The organism is Cytobacillus oceanisediminis, assembly GCF_003182355.1.
Taxonomy (GTDB): domain Bacteria; phylum Bacillota; class Bacilli; order Bacillales; family Cytobacillaceae; genus Cytobacillus; species Cytobacillus oceanisediminis_A.
In genome coordinates this window covers 1-14257 of record NZ_QGTW01000010.1, presented here as the reverse complement: position 1 = coordinate 14257, position 14257 = coordinate 1, and the positions used below count along the sequence as shown (strand labels likewise).

At 41.9% G+C, this 14257-nt stretch carries 14 protein-coding genes and 1 pseudogene; 2 read left to right on the top strand and 13 right to left on the bottom strand.

Annotation, left to right across the window (positions count from 1 at the left end; all coding sequences use genetic code 11):
* Positions 1-55: 55 nt before the first annotated feature.
* Positions 56-2323 (bottom strand): protein translocase subunit SecDF, encoded by a 2268-nt coding sequence (gene secDF / locus DFO73_RS17675; protein ID WP_110066045.1) that lies wholly within the window; start codon positions 2321-2323, stop codon positions 56-58.
* Between the two features lie 374 nt (positions 2324-2697).
* A complete protein-coding gene (locus DFO73_RS17670; protein ID WP_110066044.1) occupies positions 2698-2994 on the bottom strand; it encodes a post-transcriptional regulator in 297 nt (98 codons plus the stop codon).
* 133 nt (positions 2995-3127) lie between these two features.
* Here DFO73_RS17670 and spoVB point away from each other — a divergent pair, with 133 nt between their 5' ends.
* The gene (gene spoVB, locus DFO73_RS17665; protein WP_110066043.1) at positions 3128-4693 is read left to right on the top strand and encodes a stage V sporulation protein B; all 1566 of its coding nucleotides are present in this window, start codon (positions 3128-3130) and stop codon (positions 4691-4693) included.
* An 82-nt stretch (positions 4694-4775) separates the two neighbouring features.
* On the opposite strand, the gene DFO73_RS17660 is transcribed toward spoVB, so the two are convergent.
* Complete coding sequence (locus DFO73_RS17660) at positions 4776-5426, bottom strand: DUF421 domain-containing protein (protein ID WP_110066042.1); 651 nt, start codon at positions 5424-5426, stop codon at positions 4776-4778.
* Positions 5427-5670: 244 nt separating this feature from the next.
* Here DFO73_RS17660 and DFO73_RS17655 point away from each other — a divergent pair, with 244 nt between their 5' ends.
* Positions 5671-6027: a TIGR04086 family membrane protein gene (locus DFO73_RS17655; RefSeq protein WP_258309563.1), complete on the top strand. Its 357-nt coding sequence runs from the start codon at positions 5671-5673 to the stop codon at positions 6025-6027.
* 121 nt (positions 6028-6148) lie between these two features.
* Here DFO73_RS17655 and yajC read toward each other — a convergent pair whose 3' ends face one another.
* The 10 genes and pseudogenes from yajC to DFO73_RS28765 all read right to left on the bottom strand — a co-directional run.
* A complete protein-coding gene (yajC, locus tag DFO73_RS17650; protein WP_026585343.1) occupies positions 6149-6433 on the bottom strand; it encodes a preprotein translocase subunit YajC in 285 nt (94 codons plus the stop codon).
* A gap of 321 nt (positions 6434-6754) precedes the next feature.
* Positions 6755-7894, bottom strand: a complete 1140-nt coding sequence (tgt, locus tag DFO73_RS17645; RefSeq protein ID WP_110066040.1) for a tRNA guanosine(34) transglycosylase Tgt — start codon at positions 7892-7894, stop codon at positions 6755-6757.
* Between the two features lie 106 nt (positions 7895-8000).
* Positions 8001-9029 carry a tRNA preQ1(34) S-adenosylmethionine ribosyltransferase-isomerase QueA gene (gene queA, locus DFO73_RS17640; protein ID WP_110066039.1) on the bottom strand — a complete coding sequence of 343 codons (1029 nt, stop codon included), beginning with the start codon at positions 9027-9029 and terminating at the stop codon, positions 8001-8003.
* Between the two features lie 32 nt (positions 9030-9061).
* On the bottom strand, positions 9062-9262 hold the full coding sequence (locus tag DFO73_RS17635) for a DUF2905 domain-containing protein (protein ID WP_110066038.1): 201 nt from the start codon (positions 9260-9262) through the stop codon (positions 9062-9064).
* A 51-nt stretch (positions 9263-9313) separates the two neighbouring features.
* Positions 9314-10315 carry a Holliday junction branch migration DNA helicase RuvB gene (gene ruvB, locus DFO73_RS17630; protein WP_110066037.1) on the bottom strand — a complete coding sequence of 334 codons (1002 nt, stop codon included), beginning with the start codon at positions 10313-10315 and terminating at the stop codon, positions 9314-9316.
* Between the two features lie 83 nt (positions 10316-10398).
* Positions 10399-11010 carry a Holliday junction branch migration protein RuvA gene (gene ruvA, locus DFO73_RS17625; protein WP_110066036.1) on the bottom strand — a complete coding sequence of 204 codons (612 nt, stop codon included), beginning with the start codon at positions 11008-11010 and terminating at the stop codon, positions 10399-10401.
* 239 nt (positions 11011-11249) lie between these two features.
* The gene (locus tag DFO73_RS17620; protein WP_110066035.1) at positions 11250-11807 is read right to left on the bottom strand and encodes an intercompartmental signaling factor BofC; all 558 of its coding nucleotides are present in this window, start codon (positions 11805-11807) and stop codon (positions 11250-11252) included.
* 191 nt (positions 11808-11998) lie between these two features.
* Positions 11999-12754, bottom strand: a complete 756-nt coding sequence (locus DFO73_RS17615; RefSeq protein WP_110066034.1) for a YhcN/YlaJ family sporulation lipoprotein — start codon at positions 12752-12754, stop codon at positions 11999-12001.
* Positions 12755-12876: 122 nt separating this feature from the next.
* Complete coding sequence (locus DFO73_RS17610; protein ID WP_258309562.1) at positions 12877-13890, bottom strand: phosphotransferase; 1014 nt, start codon at positions 13888-13890, stop codon at positions 12877-12879.
* Positions 13844-14257: pseudogene (locus DFO73_RS28765) on the bottom strand (hypothetical protein); the annotation flags it as partial. The pseudogene DFO73_RS28765 and the gene DFO73_RS17610, both read right to left, overlap by 47 nt.

Genomic DNA, 14257 nt, shown 5'->3' with positions numbered 1-14257 from the left:
ATCCGCATAAGCAAAAACCCCAGGTTTTTAGCCTGAGGTTTTTCTAATGAAGATATTAAACTTGCGGTTCGTCACTGATTTTCCTTTTTTCTTTAACAGTTTTAATAACGCCTTTTTTCTTCAGTTCTTTACCTTTCCAAACGGCCCATAATTGTGCTGCAAGGAATATGGATGAATACGTACCGGCAATCAAACCGATAAGGAGCGCAAAGGAGAAATTTCTGATCGACTCACTTCCAAAAATAAGCAAGGCCACAACGGCAATTACAACCGTCAATACTGTATTAATGGAACGGCCAAGCGTTTGACGCAGGCTTCGGTTTACAACATCAGCAATATCCTCAAATGTCTTGAGCTTTTTCTTTTTCTGCATATTTTCCCGCATCCGGTCAAAGGTAACGATTGTATCATTAATCGAATAACCAACGACGGTCAATACTGCGGCAATAAATGTTAAATCCACTTCCATCCTCGTAAAACTAAAGACAGCGATGATAAAGAATGCATCATGGAGTAAAGCTATAACCGCCGCGATCGCCATGTAAATTTCAAAGCGGATAGTAACATAGATTATAATGCCAACTGATGCTATTACTAACGCGATTAGCGCATTTTTGGCAAGTTCTTTTCCGACAGTAGGAGAAACCGTGCTGACATTTGGTTCGGCACCGAACTCTTCCTTGAAGTGTGACTTCATATCAGCAATCTCGTCTTTTGTAAGGACATCCTTTATTCTGGCTACCCCAATTTCTTTGTCGTTCCCGGAAATGACAATATCATCTGTTACAAGACCAACTTGAGACAGTTGTGTTTGCACTTCTTCTTTAGTCAAAGAATCATTTGCAAGCAATTCAATACGTGTTCCGCTTGAAAAGTCAATTCCAAGATTCAAACGAAAAACAGCAAGAATGATTATTCCAGCAGCAATCAAAGCTCCAGAAATAATAAAGAATTTTTTTCGGTGTGCAACAAAGTCGAACTTATCATACTTTGTAGGCAAATCAAGTGTGTCAAAGTTCTCAGCAATATCCTTCATTTCGTTTTTCTTGACACCAAACCATCCTGGCTTATTATTTAAGAATTTGCTATTTACCCATAATCCAAGCAATAACCTTGATCCATATACAGCTGTGATAAAGCTTGCCAGAATACTAATAATAAGCATGGTTGCAAACCCCTTTACAGAGCTTGTCCCATAAAGGAATAATACGGTAGCGGCAAGTATGGTTGTGATATTGGCATCAAAAATTGTAGAAAGGGAATTTTTTCCTCCAGCTTGGAAAGCTGATTTAATCGTCCTTCCCACTTTCATTTCTTCCTTGATTCTCTCGTATGTGATGATATTCGCATCGACAGCCATACCCACCCCTAAAATAAGTGCGGCGATACCTGGCAAAGTCAATACCCCATTCATCCAGTCAAATATAAGTAAGATGAGATAAATATAAAATGATAGTGTGATTGTTGCGATAAGTCCTGGGAAACGATATACAGCAATCATGTAAAGGAATATAATGGCTATTCCAATTATACCGGCAAGAATGGTCTTATCCATTGCCTGTTCCCCAAATTTTGCGCCAACCGATGTGGAATATACTTCATCAAGCTGTACAGGCAGAGAACCAGCATTCAATAAGTCTGACAGCGTTTGAGCTTCATCAATAGTAAAGTTTCCGACAATGGAAACCGTATCCTGGTTAAAAATTTGACTTACTTGTGGTGCAGATAAATATTTTGGATCTTCTTTCCCGGCTTCAGCTTGGAAGGAATCTTTGCCTTCCTCAAAATCAAGCCAAATAACAAGCAAGTTATTAGGAGGTCCCATATTGACAATTTTTTCGGTTACTTCTTTAAATTTGCTTGCACTTTTCAGTTTCAAGGAAACACTAGGTTTGCCATTTTCGTCAAAGGTTTGCTTTGCTCCGCCTTCTGCAAGGTCGGATCCATCCATCATCTTCTGGTCATTTACGTCCCTGAACGAAAGATTTGCTTCCGTGGAAAGGATCTCCCGGGCCTTGTTTTGATCCGTTACTCCTGCAAGCTGTACCCGGATTCTATTATCACCCTCAATTTGGATATTGGGTTCACTGACCCCAAGGACATTTATCCGTCTATCCAGAGCTTCAGCAGTACTTGCTAAAACTTCTTTATCAATCTTTTGGCCATCTTCAGCAGGAGAAACTTCATAGAGCACCTCAAAGCCACCCTGCAAATCAAGGCCAAGCTTAATATTTTTTAAAATGTTGTTTGTCGTTGCCCCTGCCAAACTTCCTATCAATACAACAATGAGGAAGAAAGCAACGATACGGCTGCGCTTTACCATTATGTATAAATCCTCCTTAGCTACTCGCCCGCTACAGGCATATAAAGTGAAACTCAATCATTGGGGGGCTTACTGCCCGTTAATGCAGGATAAAATGAAACTGGTATCATAGCAATTTTGCCATTATGTTTTTGTAGAACGGGCTTACAAAGACAATCGCATTACAAACTTAATGCAACCAGGCATTCAAAAGACTCCCTCGTTTCCAGCCAGGGCCTTCTTTCGCCATAATCGTTCACACTTGCATATATGTGTTTATAGTTAGATTGATTGTTCAGGCCATTAAACTCCACGTTTAATTATGAAACAGATTGCAAAACCTGTCAATTTGTCTTAGTTTATGTTAAAAATTGAAAAAATATGGAACATCCAAATTATTTCAAAAGTTCTCTTCTGTCTTCTTCGCTATCCAAAGCAAAGCCCGTCCCTTTAAAAGCTTCAATTGTAGCATAATGGATGTATTCACTTACTTTTACAGCCATTATCTCCTCAACAATTTTGAATAGCCTGACATTTCCGTTTGGTTTTTTCCACTTTTTCTTGATAAGGTATTCCCATAGCTCCTGCTCTGTCACTTTTTCATAGCCAAGCAGTCGAAATTCATCTAATTTACTCTCCAACGCTGGCTTTACTTCAGTCCGAAAATAATCATATTCATGGCCGATCTTCATTTTCAGCCGCCTCCCCGCCAATTTCTTTCTATTGAACTCACGGAAATTATCCTAGCTTGTCATGCTCTGTCCACTCTCTTGCATATAGTTAATTGTATATGATATCACCCATTTTGAGAAGGCAGGGAGTTGAATGTCCAAATTTCTGAAAGGTACCATGATCCTGCTGGCTGCAGGCCTGGTGACCAGGGTCTTGGGATTTATAAACCGGATTGTTATTGCCCGCTCTATAGGCGAGGAAGGCGTCGGCCTTTATATGATGGCTTTTCCTACAATGATACTTGTTGTCACCATTACTCAGCTCGGGCTGCCGGTAGCAATTTCAAAAAATGTTGCCGAAGCGGAGGCACGGGGAGACACAGCAAAAATAAAGAAAATATTAGTTGTATCATTAGCAACTACTATCTCACTTTCTGTTATTTTCACTCCAGCTTTAATTCTGCTCGCTCCACTTTTATCAGAAACGCTATTTACCGATAACCGCACTCATTTGCCCTTGATGGCCATAGCGCCAATTGTACCGATCATTGCCATTTCCTCTGTAATAAGGGGATATTTCCAGGGCAGGCAGAATATGAAGCCGGCTGCATATTCCCAGGTCATCGAACAAATCGTAAGAATCAGCCTGATTGCCCTTATGACAAAGGCATTTCTGCCATATGGGATTGAGTATGCAGCCGCGGGAGCTATGTTAGCAGCTGTTATAGGGGAGCTTGCATCTTTAATTTATTTATTGACCACTTTTAAACTAAAAAAGAAATTTAGAGTAAGGAAACAATTTTTTAAATATGTTCAGTCCGGCAAAAGTACATTTAACGAATTGATGACCGTTGCCCTTCCGACAACCGGAAGCAGAATGATCGGTTCTGTCGCCTGGTTTTTTGAGCCGATCGTTGTTTCCCAGAGCCTTTCCATAGCCGGTGTAGCTGCAATAACTGCTACGAAGCAATATGGTGCGCTAACTGGTTTCGCTATGCCGCTTCTCATGCTTCCTTCTTTTATTACTTACTCTCTGTCAACCTCTCTTGTTCCGGCAATAAGTGAGGCGAACTCTAAAAATAATATGAGCCTTATTGAATATAGACTTCAGCAGGCACTTCGGTTTGCATTCATTACAGGGGGATTGGCAGTTGTGGTTCTGTATGTCCTTTCCGATCAATTGATGGAGGTTATGTATGGTTCCTCAAGAGGTTCACATTTTATTAAATTAATGGCTCCATTCTTTCTTTTTTATTATTACCAAGGACCTCTTCAGGCTACCTTGCAGGCATTAAACCTTGCGAGAGCAGCTATGATCAACAGCTTGATTGGCGCAATCGTAAAAACAGCTGTCATATTTCTGCTGGCGAGCCAGCCTGCATTCGGCATTAACGGAGTAGCAATGGGAATCCTGGTAGGGACAGTTCTGGTTACGATGCTTCATTTTGCAACCGTTCTAAAAGCGATATCTTTTACATTTTATGTTAGAGACTATTTAAAAGCGTTTGTTGCAATGGGTTTATCAGGAGGCTTAGGCTTCTGGCTCCTAAGTGAAATACTTCCTCAAACCATGAATACAGCTATAAGGGTTATTCTTATTTCAGCTGCCATTGTTGCCCTTTATTTATTGCTATTGTTAATTTTTGGATTAATTAAAAAGAATGAGCTTATTCGGATTCCATTGGTTGGAAAATTACTTTCAAAATTCGCATTTAGATAATGATAATTTCTGTACATCAATGGCCAGCTCAAAGATATTGGTTCACACCTTTTGGGCTGGCCATTTTAATGTGTAAAATTAATTATTTGCGGTGGTCAAGCAAGTCTACATAAAATTGGCCATTTTCAAAGCTGCAGAACGAGATCTTGGATATCTCTTTATACCCTTGCTTTCTTAGCTCTTGCCGCAGCCAAAAGTCGCTCTTGTTAATTTTTTCGAGATTTGTTTTTTGAACAGTGCCATCAATAATCAGTGGTATTGTAATGCCGCCGACTTGACTGTCTTTTTTTTCAAACACGGACAAAGTTCCAGACGATTCAAGAATGGCAAATTCGACATCAGAGATTTTGGCAATATCTTTCTCCCTTAGCTGGAGCAGCAGGTCATCAAAATTATATCTTTGCTTTCTCATCGCATTTTCATCTATTTTTCCCTTGTTAATAATGATGGTTGGCTTACCATCAACCACATCGCGGAATGTTTTGCTTTTAAGAGAAAAAATGGCGAGTATAATCTGTACAATCATCAAAAGGAGCATTGGCAAAACATTTTTTAGGATTTGTGAATCAGGATTTTCAATTGCCACTACCGCGAGCTCTGCTATCATGATATAAACCACCAAATCCAAAATGCTAAGCTCCCCAATCTCCCTTTTGCCCATTAATCTAAATATAAGGAGAATTATTGCATATAGAAATAATGTCCTTATAACAATTATTAAATATTCTTCCACTACCACAGCACCCCTTTTGATGCAATCTGTATTATTCTTTCGCACCGGCCGATTATTTATGAGACTTTTTTCTAAATCCCTTACACTGCTTAAACGTTGTAATTTTTAGATTCTAAATTTTCTTTGTGTGAATATGCTTGTACTAGGGAAAAAGCTGGACAGCCGTGGGGCTTAGAGGCTATTCCGATTTATTTTCAGAAGGGAGAGGGTCAATATAGAGGAGTCAAAGAATTTTGGAAGTGCCGTGCTCTATGGGATCATTGCGATTTTTGCAATCGCCATCGCCGGCAGCCTTATTTTTTCGCTGCTGCTTCGTTTTACATCACTTCAGGAGTCATCCTTACAGTATATTATTACAGCTGTATCATTTGTTTCCCTTTTTGCGGGCGGGTTCATTTCCGGCGGAAAAGGAAAGCAAAAAGGCTGGCTGCTTGGAGGCCTGACCGGCCTTATTTACTCGGTGATTATTTTCCTTTTTCAATATTTGGGGCATGATAGTCTATTTTCGATGGAACAAATGATTTACCATACGTGTTTCATGCTCACGGCCATGATGGGCGGAATTCTTGGTGTAAATCTTAATTCCAAAAGAACAGCATAAAAAAGAAGGTCCGCAGTGGACCTTCTTTTTTGATTTCTTGTGTTGTCTAGTTTCAGCGCCTATCCCCTCTAGGTCACAAGTTTGTCTTGTGCTTGTTCCGAAGGCGCTTACGTATTTCTAATTAAGATTTAGCTAATGCATCTCCTGTTGATTGCGTCACTTCGCGAATTGCTGCGCGATCGTATGTAAGACGGCTGCCGTCACCGCATTTAATGACTACTTTGTCTTCGTCGATGGCATCAACGAATCCATGAAGGCCGCCGATAGTTACCACCTTATCTCCCTTTTTCAAATCGTTCTGCATTTGCTGAACTGCCTTTTGGCGTTTCTGCTGAGGACGAATTAACAGGAAATAGAATAAAACAAACATCAGCAATAATGGTCCTAGTGTTCCCAATAACTCCATTGTTTTCCCCCCTTTCAATGGTTGTCCGCTTATAGAAAAATAAGCAATTTAGCTCATTTTCCATCTAATTGAACACTCACTTTTTAAATATTGGCTCTGATAAACTTGAATGTTGATTTCCGCTGCAGGCACTCAGCTAACCGCGGCATCGTGCGCCTGCGGATTCTCCCTTGGGTACGTTTTCCCGCGGGACATTGAACCAGCACCCTCGAATAAACACCGCACGAAAAAATGTGAATGCATTTTCAAGGAGTCTCACGCCTTCCGCTCTAATCAACACAGTACTAAATCAAATAATTAGCTTTAACCAAAGCTTAATTATTAAAAGTTTTTCGCATTTGGTTTATTGAATCCATACCGCTCGAAAAACTCTTCTCTGAAGTCACCAAGTCGATCTTCTCTGATCGCTTGTCTGACCTGCTCCATTAATTTTAACAGAAAATAAAGATTATGGTAAGTTGTAAGTCTAATTCCGAATGTTTCATCACAGCGGATTAAGTGCCTTATATATGCCCGGCTGTAATTTCGGCATGTATAGCAATTGCAGTTCTCATCAATTGGTCCAAAATCTCTGGCATACTTCGCATTTTTTACGACTAAGCGGCCATTGCTTGTCATCAATGTTCCATTCCTTGCAATGCGTGTAGGAAGTACACAGTCAAACATATCTATACCTCTGATCGAACCATCAATTAAAGAGTCCGGAGAGCCTACTCCCATCAGATATCTTGGCTTATCAGCAGGCAAAAGGGGTGTTGTGAACTCCAGCACACGGTTCATGATATCCTTAGGCTCCCCTACTGATAACCCTCCTACAGCATATCCAGGGAAATCAAGCGAGGTTAAGTCTTTCGCGCTTTGCTTGCGGAGTTCCTCATATTCTCCTCCCTGCACAATTCCAAACAGACCCTGATCATTAGGACGCTTGTGAGCTTTTAAGCAGCGTTCAGCCCAGCGTGAAGTTCTCTCAACAGACTTCTGCATATATTCATATGAAGCTGGATAAGGTGGGCATTCATCAAACGCCATCATAATATCAGAGCCTAGCGAATTTTGAATATCCATTGCTTTTTCCGGAGAAAGAAACAGCTTGTCTCCATTCAAGTGATTGCGGAAATGAACCCCCTCTTCTTCGATCTTGCGGAATTCACTCAAGCTGAATACCTGAAACCCTCCGGAATCCGTCAGGATCGCACGGTCCCAATTCATAAACTTATGGAGACCGCCAGCCTCCTCAACGATTTCCTGCCCCGGGCGCAGCCAAAGATGATAAGTATTGCTCAGAATAATGCCTGCCCCCATTTCCACCAATTCTTCAGGGGACATGGTTTTTACTGTAGCAAGTGTACCAACCGGCATGAAAACCGGTGTTTCAAAAGATCCATGCGGTGTATGAACACGGCCCAGACGGGCACCAGTTTGCTTGCATGTCTTAATTAATTCATAACGAATTGCAGTCAAGTTGTATGTTCTCCTTCCATGTGAAAAGCGGAAAGCCCCGGCTTGACGCCGGTAGCGCTCGCAGCTTAACAGTTATCGAAGTTCAAATAGTAATTTCTTCCCTTAGTTACAAAATCAGCATTGCATCTCCAAAACTGAAAAAACGGTAGCGCTCCTCTACAGCCTTATTATAGGCATTCAATACATTTTCCCTGCCGGCAAGCGCGCTTACCAGCATGATAAGCGTCGATTTTGGCAAATGGAAGTTGGTAATCATGCCGTCAATAGCTTTAAATTTATAGCCAGGGTAGATGAAAATATCCGTCCAGCCGCTCGCTTCTTCAAATCGGCCATTATAGGCAGAGGCTATTGTCTCCAATGTCCTTGTGGAGGTAGTGCCCACACTGATAATCCTCCCGCCCTGCTCGCGCACCTCATTTAACAGCCTTGCTGTACCTTCTGTTACTTGATAAAATTCTGCATGCATCTCATGCTCATTTAAGTCCTCCACACTGACAGGCCTGAATGTTCCAAGTCCAACGTGCAAAGTAATGAAAGCAACGTGCACACCCATTTCTTTGATTTCATCAAGCAGCTGTTCAGTAAAATGAAGACCTGCCGTCGGCGCTGCCGCAGACCCGCGTTCGCGGGCAAAAACTGTCTGATAACGCTCCCGGTCATCAAGCTGTTCCTTGATATATGGAGGCAAAGGCATTTCCCCTAATTGCTCAAGCACTTCATAGAAAATCCCTTCATATCTAAACTCCAGAATCCTGCCGCCATGGTCAGAAGTTCCCGTGCAAACAGCAGTCAAACTGCCATTGCCGAACGTGATCTCTGTTCCTTCTTTTACCCTCTTGGCTGGCTTTACCAGCGTTTCCCAGGCATCGCCTTCAAGCTGCTTGAGAAGGAGCACCTCTATCTTTGCACCTGTTCCTGTTTTTTCGCCGAACAGCCTGGCAGGAAGTACTCTTGTGTCATTCAATACGAGGCAATCTCCTGCCTTTAGATGATTTTTTAAATCTTTAAAAACGCCGTGCTGTATATCACCGGTCTTTTTATCAAGGACCATCAGCCTGCTGCTTGTCCGATCAGCCAAAGGCGTCTGTGCGATTAATTCCTCCGGCAAATGAAAATCAAATAAATCTACTTTCATGATGTCACCCTATCTGTTATTCATACTTAGAGCTACCGGAACCTGCCAAGAAAATAAAAGATGGCAGATAAAACAACACTGAGCAATATCGACGTCACTATAGGAAAATAAAAAGTCGTATTGCCTTTCTTTATTACAATATCCCCCGGCAGCTTGCCAATATTAAAAAATTGGCTTAAAAATCCGATTGCAAAAATAATTGCACCAATTATCATCAGCCATTTACCACTCATGTCCAGCTCCAGCTCCTTCTAAACGAGTGGCTTCCGCTTTTCTTTTCCCGCTCAATCAGCAGGCACCTCCATTTGAAAATGGCGGTACACCAGATCCGTTACGACTCTGCCTCTAGGTGTCCGCTGAAGAAAACCAATCTGCAATAAATATGGTTCGTATACGTCCTCAATTGTATGTGCTTCTTCCCCAATCGTAGCTGCAATCGTTTCAAGGCCTACAGGGCCTCCACGGAATTTTTCAATAATCCCTCTTAATAATTTATGGTCAATATGGTCGAGACCTAAACGGTCAACCTGCAAAAGCTCCAATGCTTCTTTGGCAAGCTGTTCATCAACAGTGCCATCTGCCTTAACCTGAGCAAAATCCCTGATTCTGCGAAGAAGCCTGTTTGCAATTCTCGGCGTGCCTCTTGACCGTCTCGCCACCTCTATGGCAGCTTTCCCATCTATGCCTGTATCCAAAACTTCAGCCGTACGTACAACAATGTCCGTAAGCTGCTCCTCTGTATAGTATTCAAGCCTGCTAAGAACTCCAAAACGGTCCCTTAATGGAGCAGATAGTGAGCCCGCCCTTGTGGTTGCGCCAACAAGAGTGAATGGAGGCAGGTCAAGCCTTACGGACCTAGCACTTGGCCCTTTTCCTATAACAATATCCAGGCAAAAATCCTCCATGGCCGGATAAAGAACTTCTTCAATGGAACGGGGCAGACGATGGATTTCATCAATAAACAGGACGTCACCTGGTTCCAATGCAGTCAGGATTGCCGCCAAGTCTCCCGGCCTTTCAATGGCAGGTCCAGCAGTAGTCCTAATATTCACACCCATTTCATTCGCGATAATGGCTGCAAGTGTGGTTTTTCCCAATCCTGGAGGGCCATATAAAAGAACATGATCTAAAGTTTCCTCGCGAATCCTGGCTGCCTTAATAAAAATCTCGAGGTTTTCCTTTACTTTATCCTGTCCGATATATTGTTTAAGTGATTGCGGGCGCAGACTCTGTTCAAAGGAAATATCTTGAATATCTGCCTCGCCGGATATGATCCGCTCTTCCATTCTTATCTCACCTTCTTTATGTATCAGCATAAGGCAAACGGGCCGGTTCCGAACTTTTGATTTGAATCAAAAAAATAAACGCTTTATTTTAAAAGTTTCTGAAGCGCCTTCTTTATGTACTGGTCTGTTGCAAGCTTTTCCTTTTTCAGATCTGGTGTTATTTTTTTCAGTTCCTTATCTGAGTACCCCAGCGCTTTCAGTGCCAGCAGAGCTTCTTCAAGATCGGCTGCAGCTCCGCTTTGCTCTGGCTGGATTTTATCTGCCGAAAATAAATTCGGGAAAAAGTCAGGTACAATATCGGGAAGTTTTCCCTTTAGATCGAGAATCATTTGCCTTGCCGTTTTCTTTCCAACTCCAGGAAACTTAACAAGAAATGCTTCATCTTCATTTTCAATCGCCTGGACCACCTGTTCCGGCTCCCCGGATGCGAGGATTGCAAGTGCACCCTTCGGCCCAATTCCCGTAACATTCAATAGCTTTGTAAATAGTGTTTTTTCTTCCCTTGATTGGAAACCATACAGAGCCATAACATCTTCTCTTACATAATGATAAGTATAAATTCTGACTTCCTTTCCAAACTCTTGGGTATAGCTGAATGGATTGGGCGTTAAAACTTGATAGCCGATTCCATTATTTTCGATTACAACATATTCCGGCCCAATGTATTCCACTTTGCCTTTTATAAATTCAAACAATACCTTTCGCTCCCCTGATTTAACTGTACCTCATTGTATCATACAATAATTTGGGTACGAAGAAAAAAGTTGCGATATTTATTAAAATTTGAATATAATTATAGAGGTTTCAAACAAATTGACTTTAGGTCATATAATGAAAAGATTTTTCGCACTTTTTACCATCTTCTCACTACCAATTCCCGCAGCAGGCTGTAAACAAAAATAAAGACCGGCGTAAGCCAGTCTTTAATCTTTTATTAATTCGCCTCTCCTGTAGAATAATCTTTAAATGTTTCAAGGACCTTAACATAACGATCCTTTGTCATAATGGGAATACCCTTCTTCAGTTCCTCACACTTTGTACTTTCCAGTCTCCCTAAATCAATTTGAAAAAAAGACTGGATTATATTCGTTTTATGCGGCCTCCCATTAAATATGGTTAAAGTGCCATCTTCGGTAAGCCCAAAATAACCATTTGTTTTTAATAAAGGTGAGATATCATCCATTTGCCGGCGGAACACCATATAGTCTGTGTCCATATCAACAAGTTGCCATTGATCATATTTAGCCCAAAAATCCTCCATTGCCCAAATGGTTTCCTCGATTGATTCCTGGCTCACTTCTCCGTCCAAGTATAATCGTTCCAAAATGACCTTCATATGCAGCGGTCCTTCTATGGGATTATCCTTGCTCTCTTTTTCCAGGGCATATACAGTTTCACCCTTTTCGTGTCCAATGCTGCTTTCCCCTGCAGTAAAAATTGTGATAAAAGCAGCGGTTAATACTACAATGATTAATCCCCATTTGGTTCTCACCTTCGATCACCTCGATTAAAAATGTAACTTCGGCCATTTGCATCCATTACGCAATTATCTATCCCTGTTCTTTATTATTAGTGTGACCAATATTTTCTTGTTTATCCTGTACTTAATGAATGAGGTCTAACGGATATATGAACAAAAAAGGAACAAAGCGCAGCGGCTTTGCTCCTTTTGCTATATCCATTTTATCTTTCTCTACGGAACAGATTTTTTAAATCCCAGTCAATTTGTTCTCTAGGGCCACCGTCGCGCAGGTTGTTATCGATGTTTCGAAGACGGCTGAAAGTTCCTTCATCCGTTACAACCTTAGTCGATCTTCCGCGAAGATATGGCTGTACCGCTTCATGAATGGCGGCTTTTGTTTCCTCTTCCTTGCTATAATCCGCGAGGTCTACAGCTATCAAAACATCGCTGCCATAGGTAACTGAGCGAACATCCTCAACATTTGGAACAGATGCTGTTACATCACCAATTTTTTCAGCAAGTTCACCTTCATAAGCTTGATAGTAAGAACTCTTTGCATTGCGTGTATTGTCATCCAGATGCCCATGGTAATTCGCATCACTATGGCTGAAACGGTTGTCTTTTTGGAAGAAGTTCCGGTCCCTATCAGCTAGAGGGACTGTTGGATTTCCGGTATTGATATCTTCGTCCCTTACTTGAAGTGTATTTCTATTGTTGTTTCTATTGTTTCCGTTGTTTCTTCCTTCCCCGCCAAAGGTATGATCCATCATTTCAGTCAATGGGCCATCATTATCTGTTCCATCTTCAACCCGGGCATTTCCTCCACGGTTTCCATGGTTTTCATTCGAATAATAGCCCATCGGCTGAACCTGTTCGTTGTTTCGATCCTGAACAGCAGTTTCATCATTTGTTCCGCAGCCTGTTAATCCCATTGACATTAAGGCAGCCAGCGGCACTGCAATTAGTTTCTTGTGCAAGCGAAAAACCCCCCTCGCTAATATTACAAGCTTTGAGCATATATGCTCCTTCTTAGCTTGTGAGCGAAGAGAGGCTTTCATCCTGTCATTTACGTCCAATTTTACGATAAAAAAAATTCTTCTTAATCCTCTGCTGCCTTTTTTAAGTCTCGAATAAACCGTTGTCTTTCTGCAAATTGTCCTACCGTCAAATCCAGGACAGGACGTATTTTGACCGGGTCCAGGTAGGACCTTTCTCTGATGACTCTATTCCATTCCCTAAAAATATCAGTAGGAAAGGCAAGAGCATACTTGAATCCTTTTTCTTCCATATACTGCTTTATGATTGGAAATCTTAATAAATCGTCAAAAGACCATCTCAGAAAAGGCAGGATCCGGTTAGCATACTGAAGGTAATCAGAGTGCGGAGTGGCTTTTGCAATCAAATCAAAATCAAGCAGGTACAAGGTTTTATTCTTTGCCCTGAGAAAATTGTGGTGTGCTACATCACCATGGAGAATAACCTGCCTTCCTGACTGAAACAGCCAATCTTCTTCCTCAATCCCTTTTAGGGACCAATCAGCCCACGATAATAGTTCATTAATAATTTCCTTCTGGACAAAGTATCTTATAACAGGAAGATTATTAAGAAAAAGCGAGGCCCTTTCCCTCCATTTTTCCGCTTGCCTGAATGCTGGGACAACCGTTTGATAGCGGTTAACCAGCTTTTCCGAAGTGTCATGAAAAGCTTGAAGCAGTTCAAGCCCCTCTAATCGATCTCTTTTCAAATGATAAGAAAAAGAATCTGGTGATGGATGTATATATTCCAGGCACCCGTAATAGGTTCGATCGTATAAGAGAGGCGGTTCTTTTGCAAATTCATAAAAAGTATAAGTCTTTGCAAACCCTTCATTTATTAGGGATGCTGTAAAGGCTTCCTGGAGTTTTAATCGGTGATATGAGGAAAATCCTTTTAAAATAAATACTCGTTCCTGTGCTCTAACTAGATAAACTTGTTTTCTAATGGGTTTAATTTCATCAATCTTAAAGGGAAACTGTTCTTGCAAATAGGAGAGGAGACGATTTTTAAATAAATCGTCTCCCCCACTTTTAACCGTCGTATTCACTGCTTTCATCAAAATTTCTCGGCATTCCAAATGTCTGCCCGCCCATTGGGCCGTAACCAGGACCTGCTCCAAATCCTGGGTCTGCTCCAAATCCTGGGCCTGCTCCAAATCCTGGGCCTGCTCCAAATCCCGGACCTGCTCCAAACCCTGGGCCTGCTCCAAATCCCGGACCTGCTCCAAATCCCGGACCTGCTCCAAATCCCGGACCTGCTCCAAATCCTGGGCCTGCTCCAAATCCTGGGCCTGCTCCAAACCCTGGGCCTGCTCCAAATCCTGGGCCGTATCCTCCAGGTCCCATTTGCGGTCCTCCGCATCCACAGTCATCTGAAGCACCCATTACTCCTGGCGGCATTTGATGCGGCATCTGCTGGCCATACTCGGCACCCATCACTCCTGA

What these genes read in the sequence shown, in the direction of transcription:
- yajC (WP_026585343.1), bottom strand. Translation starts at nt 6,433, where the DNA reads ATGGAGTTATTGGGAACACTAGGACCATTATTGCTGATGTTTGTTTTA.
- DFO73_RS17635 (WP_110066038.1), bottom strand. Translation starts at nt 9,262, where the DNA reads ATGAGTGGTAAATGGCTGATGATAATTGGTGCAATTATTTTTGCAATC.
- DFO73_RS17670 (WP_110066044.1), bottom strand. Translation starts at nt 2,994, where the DNA reads ATGAAGATCGGCCATGAATATGATTATTTTCGGACTGAAGTAAAGCCA.
- ruvB (WP_110066037.1), bottom strand. Translation starts at nt 10,315, where the DNA reads ATGGAAGAGCGGATCATATCCGGCGAGGCAGATATTCAAGATATTTCC.
- spoVB (WP_110066043.1), top strand. Translation starts at nt 3,128, where the DNA reads ATGTCCAAATTTCTGAAAGGTACCATGATCCTGCTGGCTGCAGGCCTG.
- secDF (WP_110066045.1), bottom strand. Translation starts at nt 2,323, where the DNA reads ATGGTAAAGCGCAGCCGTATCGTTGCTTTCTTCCTCATTGTTGTATTG.
- queA (WP_110066039.1), bottom strand. Translation starts at nt 9,029, where the DNA reads ATGAAAGTAGATTTATTTGATTTTCATTTGCCGGAGGAATTAATCGCA.